This window comes from Chryseobacterium sp. Marseille-Q8038 (assembly GCF_965111995.1).
This window is the reverse complement of the sequence record NZ_CBCOPN010000001.1, coordinates 1256964-1269774: the sequence shown is the minus strand read 5'-3', so window position 1 is coordinate 1269774 and position 12811 is coordinate 1256964. Positions and strand designations below refer to the sequence as shown.

Genomic DNA, 12811 nt, shown 5'->3' with positions numbered 1-12811 from the left:
TATCATGAGCAAAATAGTCACATTCGGTGAAGTCATTATGAGGCTTTCTCCACCCGGAAACAGAACCATGAAACAAAGTCATGAAATGGAGTTCTTTTTTGGAGGAACAGAGTTGAATGTCGCTGCTTCATTGGCAACAATAGGTTGTGAAGTACAGCATATCAGCTGTGTATCCGATGATTTTGTTGGAGAATCTGCGGTTTCTTTCATTCAGAGTTTTGGTATTGATACCACTTTTATCAACAAGAATGAACATCCTCTGGGACTGTATTTTCTTGAAGCAGGATCATCAGTTCGTGCCAGCAGAATTGCTTATAACAGGCTGAACGGTTCTTTTGCGAACATCCGGCCTGAAAAAATAGACTGGAAAAAAGCGCTTGAAGGATGCGGATACTTCCACTGGACAGGAATCAGTCCCGGTATTTCGGAATCGGCCTATGAAGCTTTAAAAGAGGGGCTGAAAACCGCTCAGGAGATGGGGATTGAAGTGACGACCGATCCGGCTTATCGTTCAAATCTCTGGAAATATGGCAAAAAAGGAAATGAAATACTGAAAGAACTGGTTTCTTATTCCACCATTTTTATCGGAGGAGTAAACGAAATCAATGAAATTCTCGAAACTCAGTTTTCCTCAGACAAAGAAGGTTTTATTGAAGCCTGTAAAGAATTAAAACAACAGATTCCTTCCGTTCAAAGGATTTTTGATAAAGTAAGAATTGGGGTCACAGCCAGCACTCAGCAAACCCAGGGAAGAGCATGGGTAGATGAAACCTATTTTGAAACCAATCTCCTTGAAATCAATCCTGTCGTTGACAGAATCGGGACGGGAGACGCTTTTGCCGCAGGTCTGATCTATGGTTTAAAGAATTTTGATGATGAAAAAGCATTGAATTTTGCAAACGCAGCCTGTGCTTTAAAACATACTATTCCGGGGGATATTAACTATTCAAGTGTAGAAGACATCCTGGAAGTGATGAATGGAAATTCAGGAGGAAGAATAAAAAGATAATTATGGCAAGATTTAATAGAATAGAAGTTGCCTTGATGGCAAAGCAGACAGGGATTGTACCAGTGTTTTATCATACAGATCTTGATGTTTGCAAAAAAATTGTGAAAGCTTGTTTTGATGGTGGTGCCCGGGTTTTTGAATTTACCAACAGGGGAGATTTTGCCCATGAAGTTTTTGCTGAGCTGGTAAAATATGCTGCCAAAGAAATTCCTGAACTGATCCTGGGGATTGGTTCTATCCTTGATCCGGCAACGGCTTCATTATACATTCAGAATGGTGCGAATTTTATTGTAGCTCCCATTTTAAATCCTGAAGTCGCAAAAGTTTGCAATCGGAGAAAAATTGCGTGGATGCCCGGCTGTGGTTCCGTTTCTGAAATTTCTTACGCCGAAGAACTGGGTGCTGAAATTGTAAAAATATTCCCGGCAACACAAGTAGGAGGTCCGGAATTCATCAAAGCAGTGAAAGGTCCGCTGCCATGGTCAAACATCATGCCTACAGGAGGAGTAATCCCTGCTAAAGAAAATATTACCGAATGGATTTCTGCAGGAGCCTATTGTGTAGGATTAGGTTCCCAGCTGTTTGTAAAAAATGAAGAAGGAGAATATGACTATGAAAAGATTACAGAAGCAGTTGCCCATTCGATTCAGGTTATTAATGAATTAAGATAACGAGATCCTTACATTTTATTTAAGCCAGCAAGAAATTTAAAAACTAAGTAAAAACTTTCAAGAGGGTAACCATTGAAGCTCAACTTAACTGTTTTCAATTCTTTAATTACATAATAATGGTTTAAAAAATTAATAGTTTCTGTGCTTGCTTAGCATAGAAAGGATAGTTTTTGTCTTGTTCTATTGTTAAAATCAATAAAAATCAATACTATTAACGATTGATATGAAAAAAGAAATATCTCCGAAACCGAGTACCTTCAGATGGACAATCTGCCTGCTCCTTTTTATTGCAACGACCATCAATTATATGGATCGGCAGGTGCTGTCTCTCACCTGGAAAGATTTCATCGCTCCGGAATTTCACTGGAACAATAATGATTACGGAAATATCACTGCATTATTTTCTATTTTCTACGCAATAAGTATGCTTTTTGCCGGGAAATTCGTAGACTGGATGGATACCAAAAAAGGATTTCTCTGGGCGATCGGAATCTGGTCAATAGGAGCGGTACTCCATGCTTTCTGCGGAATTGCTACTTCAGGGGCTCTGACCGGAAGCTGGTGGGTAGGTTTTGAAGAATCTAAAGAAATTATCGGAAGAGTAGATAATGTTGGGGCTATCATCAGTACCAGTGTTACATTGTTCATTTTTGCCCGTTTCGTTCTGGCTGTTGGGGAAGCAGGGAATTTTCCTGCTGCGATAAAAACGACTGCAGAGTATTTCCCAAAGAAAGACAGAGCGCTGGCAACCAGTATCTTTAATGCCGGAGCAACGGTTGGAGCATTAGCTGCGCCGGTTACCATTCCTTTTATCGCAAAATCGATGGGCTGGGAATGGGCATTTATCATTATCGGAGCATTAGGTTTTGTTTGGATGGGCCTTTGGGTATTCTATTACAAAAAACCTCACGAACATCACAAGGTTAATGAGCATGAGCTTATCTATATTCAGCAGGATCAGGATGATTTTCCATCGGAAGGTGCGTCGCTGCCGGAAAAGAAATTCTCTTTCAGGGAATGCTTCAGTCACAGACAAACCTGGGCTTTTGCTTTCGGAAAATTTATGACAGATGGAATCTGGTGGTTTTTCCTGTTCTGGACACCAGCTTATCTGAGTTCTGTTTATAAAATGGATTCTACCCAAAGTGCCTTACCGCTATTTGTTCTTTATATGATTACTTTATTGTCGATTATCGGAGGATGGCTTCCAAAATATTTTGTAGAGAAAAAAGGCATGGATGCTTATTCCGGAAGGATGAAAGCGATGTTAATATTCGCATTCTTCCCTCTGCTGGCTTTGTTGGCACAACCATTAGGTTCTGTTTCCTATTGGATTCCGGTTCTGATTATCGGAATTGCGGGAGCAGCACATCAGGCATGGTCTGCCAATATTTTCTCTACGGTTGGCGATATGTTTCCTAAAAAAGCCATCGCAACCATTACAGGAATCGGAGGGATGGCAGGTGGAATCGGCTCATTTTTAATTAATAAATCTTCTGGAGTTCTGTTTGATCATGCTCATAAAGCATGGACTACTGTGGACGGAATTCCTTTATTGGAAAAATATCCTCAATACATTAATGAACGTCTTCCGGAAAATTTTGTTCATGATCTGGAAAAATCAGGAGCTATTATTTCTGATGGAATTGATAAAGGCTACATGATCATTTTCTCAGTATGTGCAGTGGCTTACCTGGTTGCCTGGAGTGTCATGAAAACTTTGGTTCCGAAATATAAAGTGATTAAATAGAAACAAAAGCTATCAAACCTAAAGATAGTTTCATTCAAATTAGAAAAAATGGAAAATCAGATAAAACAAAAATTAAATCGTGAATTCAATGGTTCTCAGGAAAAGCTTCCGATCAAAATCGTACAGTTTGGAGGAGGAAATTTTATGCGGGGATTTACAGATTATATTATAGATCAATTAAATAAAAAAGCAGATTTCAATGCTGGAATTGTCAATGTTCAGCCTACACAGGGAGGTTCTGTTCATAAGCTGGAAGAGCAGGATAATCTATACACCCTTTTTACAAGAGGAATAAAAAAAGGCGAAATTATTGATGAAAAACAGGTGATTTCTTCCATTCAGAAGTCCATCAATCCTTATACACGATATGACGAATTTCTGGCTTTAGCAAAAGAAGAAGAGTTGGAATTTGTTTTCTCCAATACCACAGAAACAGGAATTGCGTATGACGAAACTGAAGATCAGTATTCCGGACCGCACAAAAACTTTCCGGCGAAAGTGACAGTTTTATTATATGAAAGATTTAAACATTTCAAAGGAGCACCAGAAAAAGGATTAAGAATTATCCCATGTGAACTCATTGAAGATAATGCCTTTGTCTTAAAAGATATCATTATTCAATATGCCAGATTATGGAATTTAAAAGAGGATTTTGTGCAATGGATTGAACAGTGTAATTATTTCCACAATACATTGGTAGACAGGATTGTTCCGGGATATCCTAAAGATGATGCAGAATCTTATGAAGAACAGTTGGATTATGAAGACCAGATGATGGTTGTTTCTGAAGTATTTTTACTTTTTGTCATTCAGGATGCTAAAAATCTGAAAGAAAGAATTCCCTTCGATCAGATCAATGAGCAGATTTTAGTGGTGGATGACATTCAGCCTTATCGCCTGAGAAAAGTAAGAATTTTGAATGGCGGCCACACTTTAATGCTGGCTCCGGCACTTTTATCAGGAAAAGAAACGGTAAAAGAATCCATTGACAATCCATTTATCGGGAAGTTTTTACGTGATGCGATTTTCAATGAAGTCAACCCAACCTTAGGATTGGATGAGAACGAGTTGAAAGATTTTGCTGAAGAAGTGTTTGACAGGTTTAGAAACCCTTTTATTAAACACCATCTGGCAAGTATCGCTTTATATTTTGTTTCTAAATTTAAAGTAAGAATTCTTCCGAGCCTGTTAGGGTATGTTGAAATTAATCAGAAATTACCGCTTAATTTAACCTTCTCTCTGGCAAGTTTAATCAGATTCTACCAGGGAAGTTTTAATGGGGAAACCCTTCCATTGAATGATGAAGAGGCAATTATCAATCGATTCAAAGATATCTGGACAACAAACGATTATGAAAAGGTAGCATCACTGGCACTAAGTGAAGTTGCTTTCTGGGATACTGATCTTACCCAAGTTAAAGGTTTGAAAGAGGCGGTGGCAAAAGCATTGTGGGAAATTGACCATCATGATGTGGAAACAGCATATCAAAACTTTATTCAATCTTACTCTTAAATATTATGCAAAAGAAAGTACTGAAGGTCAATCCTGATGATAATGTAGCAGTCGCGCTGGTTGATCTTGCACAGGGTGAAACGGTTACACTGGGTGATCTTACTTATGAGATGATAAAAGATACAAAGGCCAAACATAAGTTCGTTACAGAAAATCTTTCAGCAGGAGATTCCATTATCATGTATGGGGTTTTGGTGGGAAAAGCCAGTCAGCCCATCCAAAAAGGAGAGGTGATTACCACGGAAAATGTAAAACATCAGAGCGCAAAAGTAGAAGGCAAAACAGAAACTATTTCCTGGACGGCTCCCAATGTAGATCAGTGGAAAGACAGAACTTTCATGGGCTATCACAGGGAAGACGGGCAGGTAGGAACAGAAAATGTATGGCTGTTTTTTCCTTTGGTTTTTTGTGAAAACAGAAATGTAGAGATTTTAAAAGAGGTTTTTGAGAAAGAACTTTTATTTGAAAAAGTAACAAAACATCAGTTACTGCTGAGATCTCTTATCAATAATTCAGAGGAAGAAATTATCGCTGAAGAAGATCAGGACTTCAGGGTTTTTAAAAATATTGACGTTAAATTTATAACCCATCAGGGTGGTTGTGGCGGAATTCGTCAGGATGCAGAAGCATTGGGACGTTTGCTGGCAGGCTATGTTAATAATCCAAATGTAGCTGGAGCAACTGTTTTGAGCCTTGGTTGTCAGAATTTGCAGGTTCAGATTTTTAAAGATGCCCTTGAAAAGATCAGTCCCGAAAATAAAAAACCGATTATCGTTTATGAGCAGCAAAAATCGGGAACCGTGGATGAAATGCTGAGCGGGATCATTAAGGATTCCTATGAAGCCATTAAAAAGGCCAATGAAATCCAAAGAAAACCCGCATCTATTTCAAAGCTTGTATTAGGATTGGAATGTGGTGGCTCAGACGGTTTTTCCGGAATTTCTGCCAATCCGGTTTTAGGGCGGTTATCAGATCTAATGGCAGGAATTGGTGGTGCTACCATTCTTTCCGAATTCCCGGAATTATGCGGCGTAGAGCAGGAACTGGTAAACCGTTGTGTAAACGAGAAAGATGCAGAACGATTTTTACAATTGATGAAAGATTTTGAAGAATCAGTCGTTGCTGCAGGATCTGGCTTTGATATGAATCCGTCACCGGGGAATATTAAAGATGGATTGATCACTGATGCCATGAAATCTGCAGGAGCGGCTAAAAAAGGAGGCTCATCTCCCATTAATGATGTTCTTGATTTCACCGAATATATTCAGAAACCCGGATTGAATTTACTATGTACTCCCGGAAACGATGTAGAGTGCACCACTGCTTTGGTAGGTTCAGGCTCTAATGTTGTTTTGTTTACAACAGGTCTTGGAACTCCGACAGGAAATCCTGTCGTTCCTGTGGTAAAAATATCATCCAATACTTCTCTTTCCGAGAGAATGCCGGATATCATCGACTTCAATACCGGAGATGTGATTACTGGGGAAAAGACAATTGACGAGAAAGCAGAAGAACTGCTGGAGTTTATTATTAAAATAGCCAGTGGAGAAGTAAAAACAAAAGCTGCCATTTTAAATCAAAACGACTTTATTCCCTGGAGAAGAGGCGTGAGTTTATAAAATGTTTTTTGACTATAAATATTAATTAGGGATGAAAATGCTTTCTACTTTGTAGGAGGCATTTTCTTTTTATAATAATGAAATATCAGAGCGAGGAATATTTAGAGAAGTGAAACTTTCTCACGAGTAAAATGATCAATAAAATAGTAAAAATGTGATTCAATAGAAACGGGCTTTAGCCCGTTTAATAAAACAGAGATACGATCATTGGCTTTAGCCAAACTTATAAATAGAGTGTAATTTAGATTCGTCCTTCTTCAGAATGACAAACAGGCTTTTGATGACTTCTGTAACGTAGTAATCTCAAGAGAAAAACTATTTTTTCTTTGACGACTTCCTGATATAAAGTTGCGGCGTAAGCACCACCTTTTTCTCAATAGAAACCCCGGAACCGTTTTCTTTTACACTTTCTAAAAATACCTGTCCTGCCATTTTCCCCATCAATACAGGAGTCTGATCTACCGAACTGATCGGAAGCTCCATAAACTGAGTAAATGGTTCATTGGAAAAACCGATAATGGCAACTTCCTCAGGAATTTTTATTTTTCTCTTTTTTAATTCCTGGCAGGCACCTAAGGCAGCAAAGTCACTGGATGAAAATATAGCATCCGGAACAGATTTTTTGCTCCAAAGTTTTTTGATGGCTTCTGTTCCTTCTTCAATAGAACTGCCCGTAAAGATAATATTATCCTCTTTTACAGGAAGGTGATGATCCGCCAAAGCTTGTTTATAGCCATTAAGACGGTTCTGGTAAATTTCAAGATTAAGATCTCCTGCAAAATGGCAGATATTCTTATATCCCTCTTTGATAAGATGTTCCGTAGCCATGTAACCACCACGATAATCATCAATAGTCACCGTGCTGATCCCTGAGATATCTTTTTTACGGTCAAAGAAAATAACCGGTGTATTCGAAGTATCTATAATGCTTTGGATATGACTGATATCCGTTGTTGTTTTGGAAACAGACATAAAAATACCATCCACTTGAGCATTCAGCAACGTGTTCAGCTGTCTTTTTTCAATATTCACATCTTCGTGGCTCTGGCAGATAATAACATGATAACCGAGTGGGGAAAGTTCTTCCTCAATTCCTCGGATTACTGACGAGAAAAAGTTGGTATTGATATACGGAACAATGATACCTACATTTTTGGTTTCACCGCTTTTTAAAGCTTTGGCAAGGTTATTTTGCTTGTAATTCATTTCCTTGGCCGTTTTACGAACCAGCTCTTTGGTAGCTTCACTTATTCGCGGGTGGTCATTCAATGCTCTCGAAACAGTTGCCACACTTACGTTGAGCTTATTGGAAATATCATAAATAGTGGCATTTTTTTTATTCATACCTTTTTTTCTGAGCGTTTTTAAGATGCCTGAATAAACAGACGTTATTGACGTAAATTTAATCAAATTATAGCTATTTAAAAGTAAAATGACTGTGTTTTACATTATTTATGAAGATATTAATTAAATAATTTGTTTTGAATCCCCTTAAATTATTGTTTTTATATTAATTACCTTTTTTTGGAGGTACGGAAAAACTTTAAATTTATAAGGTAATAAAGGTATCTTATATCATTTTTTATGATAGCTATCTTGCCGTTTCAAACTAAAAATTGAGGCTTAAAACAAATTTTAAACAGCAATGATTTATTACAATGTCCTCAATAGAACTTTTAGGCATAGCTGATTAAAGCGGATGACTTTTTCGGTAAAAATTAAAATGCAGATTCTTTTTTTCTATTTTAATTACTTAAATTTGCAATTATTTTTATTAATTCTAATTAAAATTTCATGAGTTTGGACGGTATGCAATGGTATTTATCAGCTTTTTATTCTTTCTGTATCAATCAGGTTTTCTTTTAAGAATATAGTTTGTAAACCTCCTCTCTTTATTGTAAATTATTCCTATTTCAACAGTAATGAATAAATCTGTCGCAAGTATTCTGATGATTTGCGGAGCTGTTCTCATCAATGGCCAAACTTCATCAGCCGAAAAAAAAGACTCTACAAATGTGCAATCGATTGCGGAAGTTGTTGTGACTTCTTCCTATGGAACCAAAAAGCTTAAAGAAGAAGTTGTGGGATCCATAGTAACGCTTACAGAAAAAGATATTAATGTTTCCCAAGCTTATGAAAGTATAGACAAGATGATTGCAGGGATGGCTCCCGGAGTACAGATTGTAAATAATACAGAACTGGGAAAGCCTGTAAATATAAATATTAGAGGACTAGGCTCTCTGGTTCCGCTTTCAGCAGTTTTCGGAACTTCTACACAGCCACTCATCATTATAGATGGTGTCATTATGAGAGAAGACAATCCCTTTGCTCAGACTTACTTTAATGGTGCAGAATCCAATTCCGAGATGAATATTAATCCACTGGCAAGGCTCAATACAGATAATATTGAAAGTATTAATATTCTGAAAGATGCAGCAGCAGTAGCACTTTACGGAGCTGAATCTGCCAATGGAGTGATCCTGATTACCACTAAAAAAGGACATAAAGGAAAACCGACTTATTCATTTACTACCCAATATGGAGTTTCGCAGAGTATTAACAAAATTAAATATCTGAGCGGACAGCAGTATGCTCAGCTTTATAATGATTATTCTAAAAACCTTCCCAAGCCAGTAGCTTATCCATGGAATGGAGTAGATGTCAACTGGTTTGATGTAATGAACAGGAATGGTGATTTTTACAGGACCAATTTTACCACCAGTGGTGGTGGGCAATATTTCACTTACCGGGTAGGGTTGGATTATTCAAAAAATAATGAATCCAAGGTCATGAATTCTTTGGAAAAAAAAGGGATAGATGCTACCATAGGCTTCAAATATAAAAAATTGAATATTAGTCTCTATGCGGCCTATAATAATTTCTTTAAAGAGCAGCCTAATACTTATTTCAACTTTATCCTGTCACCGGATAAAGCAATCTATGATGAGGATGGAGGTTTCAGACCAACAGGTACTTCAGGTATTGCTAATCCTCTTGCTGCAGCCACCCAAAATGTAATCAACGTCAAAAATAATTCTTTGCTCTCAAGTTTAAATATCAGCTATGAAATTATAAGGGGATTAAAGCTGAGTACACTCTTTGGACTTGATATCTCAGATAAGAAAAATACAGATTGGAAATCCGGACTTAATGAAAGCGGATCCACGAAAACAAGCTTTGGAAAAAGCCGTATCAATACTTCAGACAGTAAAAAATGGAACTGGAGCACCCATTTGTATTACGAAAAGACTTTCTGGGAAAAACATCATGCAGACCTGCTGGTTGGAATGGAGCTTCGCCATACAAAAGATTATAAAGAAGCGATCCTCGGAAGTAATTTTAAAGAGTATGACACCTATCAGGATCCTTATAATGCTATTAACGGAACTACTTTTCGGGCTCTTACCCAGGAAGACAGCGGGAGAAGCTTTTTTGGTCAGCTAAATTATGATTTTAAGAAAAAATATTTTCTTTCTGCCAGTGTAAGAAGAGATGAAAGTTCTGCTTTCGGAAAAGATGTGAACGCCTCTGTAAATGGAGGAATTGGTGCTTCATGGCTGATTTCTAAAGAAAGATTTTTGGAGGATAGTTCAGTATTAAGTTTTCTGAGACTTCGTGCATCTTGGGGAATTACCGGGAATTCCAGAATTGGAAGTTACCGTTCTTCAGGGTTGTATACCGTGGCAGGAAACGGGTTTACCTATGACTATGATTATGCGTATCCTGAAGTGACTTCGCCGCAGAACGTTGAGCTCACGTGGGAAAAAAACGAAAAATACAATCTGGGAATTGATTTTAGTTTATTTAAGAAAATAGATTTCACTATAGAACTTTTCAGAAATAATATTTCAGACATGATTGTATCCAGGGATGTTCCCATTGAAACCGGCTATAAATCCGCAGAAATCAATGGCGCTGAAATGTATAATCAGGGATTGGAAGTTTCTGTAAGAGGGAACTGGTTTAATAAAAAGAATTTTACATGGAGCAGCAGTTTCAATATTGCTACCGTAAAAAACAGAGTAACCGCTCTTTTCGGACTGGAAGAAAAATTTTCAACAGCTGCGTATGCCCGTGCCCAAAAAATTGGAACTTCAACTTCAGCGATATGGGGATATGAATGGCTGGGAGTGAATCCCGCAAATGGTCTGGACAGATTTATGGTAAAAGGAGTTCCTATGGATTCAGGAGAGTTTACTCCTCTGGATGCCACCAATTATACCATCATAGGTGATACCCAGCCTGACTTTACCGGAGGTTTAAGTAATACCATCCGGTACAAAAATCTGAGTCTTTCATTCTTAGTGAATTTTGAATGGGGCGGAAATGTGCTGATTGCCAGTGATCTGATTGATAAATATACCATTCTTATTAACCGTAATGTAAGTGTTAATGCGCTGGATTACTGGCAGGCTCCGGGAGATATGGCCCCCAATAGAAAGCCTACAAATAAGCCTTCAATGTCGAATAACAGCAAATATGTTTATGATAACAGCTATATCAAGCTTCAGAACGTTAATCTTAATTATAAGCTCCCTTTACATAAGATCAAAAACAGTTTTATCAAAAGTGCGAGCATATTTTTAGACTGCTCTAATGTGCTGTACTGGTATAAAGAAAAATCTCCGGTCGGTAAAAACGGGATCAGGGAATTCAGATATATGTATCCTGAAATGAGAACCTTTAGTTTTGGTTTTAAAGCAAATTTTTAAAAGTAAGAAAATGAAAAAAATATTTTTCCTGGCAATAGTACTGTTTTCCACTGTTTCGTGCAGAGACTTTCTTGAGCATGAACCGGTAGAGGCTATTTCTATCAGCACACAGCTAGCAACAAAAAAAGGAGTTCTTGAAGCGCTGAATGGTGCTTACAATCAGCTTCGTGACAATTATTTTACTGAAGCAGCCTACACCTACGGCGATTTACAATCTGGAAACCTTAAGTATCCTCCCAATACATCAGGAACCATTTCAGTACCGGTTAGGGTAGACAATGCCTATCAATTTGATGATCAGTCGTCGGCAAGTAAGCTAAAGGACTATTATACCAATTCTTATCAGGTTATTAATAATGTTAATCTTATTTTGCAGTATGTGGATAAGCTTACCGATGCTACCTCCCAGGAAATTAACGAAATCAAAGCAGAAGCCCTGGCATTAAGAGCTTTTGTCCATTTTCAATTATTGAAATATTACGGCCAAAATTATACTTATACTCCTGATGCATCTCACCTGGGAATTGTTTACAATATTGCTTCTCTGAAAGTTGGAGTTGATTTTCCAAGCAGAAGAACCGCTGCTGAAACTTTTGATTTACTGGAAAAAGATATTACTGAAGCTTTATCATTGGTACAGACCCAGCATGCTATTCCTGCAGGAGAAAGCATCAATTTTATGAATCCTGTTGCTGTAAAAACTCTTGCTGCTGAAATCGCATTGTGGAAGAATGATTGGTCTAAAGCTTACCAGTATGCGGGAGAAATTATTACAGAATCCGGGCTCTCTCTTACGCCGAAAAATGAATTCCTTTCAAAATGGGCCCTTTCAGAAATGATTCTGTATTTTGCAAATACATCTGAAAATCAATCTCATACAGCTAATCTCTATAATTTTAAAACAAGTACAAACAGATCCTCTTATGTGGCTTCGGAAGATATCTATAACCTTTATACTTCCGATGATTTAAGAAAACAGCTCTTTGAGACCCAAAATCTGAAAACATCCGTTACAGGAAGCTCTCAGGCTAATCTACCTTATTATTTCACGAAAAAGTATAAAGTCCAGAATTATAGTCCTGTATATCGCTTAAGTCTTGTTTACTTTATCCGTGCAGAAGCCTCTCTTCATCAGGGAAATGCTCCTCAGGCTTTAGAGGATGTGAATGCTATAAGAAACAGGGCGGGATTACCTTCATTAACACAAATTTCCATGGATGTTTTACTGGAAGAAAAAAGAAAAGAATTTGTTTTTGAAAATCAATACTTTTTTGATCTTATGAGAAATCATAAAAATATTATCCGTAATAATGGGTGTATTGCCAATAACTGCAGTCCGTCATATCCCAACAATAGATTTGTTCTTCCCATTCCGCAGGAATCGGTGATGATCAATAGTAATATGAAACAGAATCCTGGATATTAATTCTGAGTCGCTTCTCAATGAATGTAAACCCTTTAAAAATAATTATTGTATCATAACACTACGGAATAATGAAGAATGTAATAAGTTGGATTTTTGTTTTTTTTGTGACAGT

Annotated in this window: 8 protein-coding genes; 7 read left to right on the top strand and 1 reads right to left on the bottom strand. The window is 37.5% G+C overall.

The features are described from left to right. Positions 1-4 precede the first annotated feature (4 nt). From ACWPWS_RS05910 to ACWPWS_RS05890, 5 genes are all read left to right on the top strand, one after another. Complete coding sequence (locus tag ACWPWS_RS05910; RefSeq protein ID WP_454045854.1) at positions 5-1009, top strand: sugar kinase; 1005 nt, start codon at positions 5-7, stop codon at positions 1007-1009. Positions 1010-1011: 2 nt separating this feature from the next. Next, the gene (locus ACWPWS_RS05905; protein WP_454045853.1) at positions 1012-1680 is read left to right on the top strand and encodes a bifunctional 4-hydroxy-2-oxoglutarate aldolase/2-dehydro-3-deoxy-phosphogluconate aldolase; all 669 of its coding nucleotides are present in this window, start codon (positions 1012-1014) and stop codon (positions 1678-1680) included. 223 nt (positions 1681-1903) lie between these two features. Further along, positions 1904-3430 (top strand): MFS transporter, encoded by a 1527-nt coding sequence (locus tag ACWPWS_RS05900; protein WP_454045852.1) that lies wholly within the window; start codon positions 1904-1906, stop codon positions 3428-3430. Between the two features lie 48 nt (positions 3431-3478). After that, complete coding sequence (locus ACWPWS_RS05895) at positions 3479-4942, top strand: tagaturonate reductase (RefSeq protein WP_454045851.1); 1464 nt, start codon at positions 3479-3481, stop codon at positions 4940-4942. Positions 4943-4947: 5 nt separating this feature from the next. Continuing rightward, on the top strand, positions 4948-6561 hold the full coding sequence (locus tag ACWPWS_RS05890; RefSeq protein WP_454045850.1) for a UxaA family hydrolase: 1614 nt from the start codon (positions 4948-4950) through the stop codon (positions 6559-6561). A 315-nt stretch (positions 6562-6876) separates the two neighbouring features. Here ACWPWS_RS05890 and ACWPWS_RS05885 read toward each other — a convergent pair whose 3' ends face one another. Beyond that, entirely contained in the window at positions 6877-7905 is a 1029-nt protein-coding gene (locus ACWPWS_RS05885) for a LacI family DNA-binding transcriptional regulator (RefSeq protein ID WP_454045849.1), read from the bottom strand. A 578-nt stretch (positions 7906-8483) separates the two neighbouring features. Between ACWPWS_RS05885 and ACWPWS_RS05880 the strand changes: the two genes are divergently transcribed. Both ACWPWS_RS05880 and ACWPWS_RS05875 read left to right on the top strand, forming a co-directional pair. After that, complete coding sequence (locus ACWPWS_RS05880) at positions 8484-11273, top strand: SusC/RagA family TonB-linked outer membrane protein (RefSeq protein ID WP_454045848.1); 2790 nt, start codon at positions 8484-8486, stop codon at positions 11271-11273. A gap of 10 nt (positions 11274-11283) precedes the next feature. Next, a complete protein-coding gene (locus ACWPWS_RS05875) occupies positions 11284-12699 on the top strand; it encodes a RagB/SusD family nutrient uptake outer membrane protein (RefSeq protein ID WP_454045847.1) in 1416 nt (471 codons plus the stop codon). Positions 12700-12811 lie beyond the last annotated feature (112 nt).

Excerpts from the sequence above, each read along its gene's own strand:
- ACWPWS_RS05895 (WP_454045851.1), top strand. The coding sequence starts at position 3,479 with ATGGAAAATCAGATAAAACAAAAATTAAATCGTGAATTCAATGGTTCT.
- ACWPWS_RS05875 (WP_454045847.1), top strand. The coding sequence starts at position 11,284 with ATGAAAAAAATATTTTTCCTGGCAATAGTACTGTTTTCCACTGTTTCG.
- ACWPWS_RS05890 (WP_454045850.1), top strand. The coding sequence starts at position 4,948 with ATGCAAAAGAAAGTACTGAAGGTCAATCCTGATGATAATGTAGCAGTC.
- ACWPWS_RS05905 (WP_454045853.1), top strand. The coding sequence starts at position 1,012 with ATGGCAAGATTTAATAGAATAGAAGTTGCCTTGATGGCAAAGCAGACA.
- ACWPWS_RS05885 (WP_454045849.1), bottom strand. The coding sequence starts at position 7,905 with ATGAATAAAAAAAATGCCACTATTTATGATATTTCCAATAAGCTCAAC.
- ACWPWS_RS05910 (WP_454045854.1), top strand. The coding sequence starts at position 5 with ATGAGCAAAATAGTCACATTCGGTGAAGTCATTATGAGGCTTTCTCCA.
- ACWPWS_RS05900 (WP_454045852.1), top strand. The coding sequence starts at position 1,904 with ATGAAAAAAGAAATATCTCCGAAACCGAGTACCTTCAGATGGACAATC.
- ACWPWS_RS05880 (WP_454045848.1), top strand. The coding sequence starts at position 8,484 with ATGAATAAATCTGTCGCAAGTATTCTGATGATTTGCGGAGCTGTTCTC.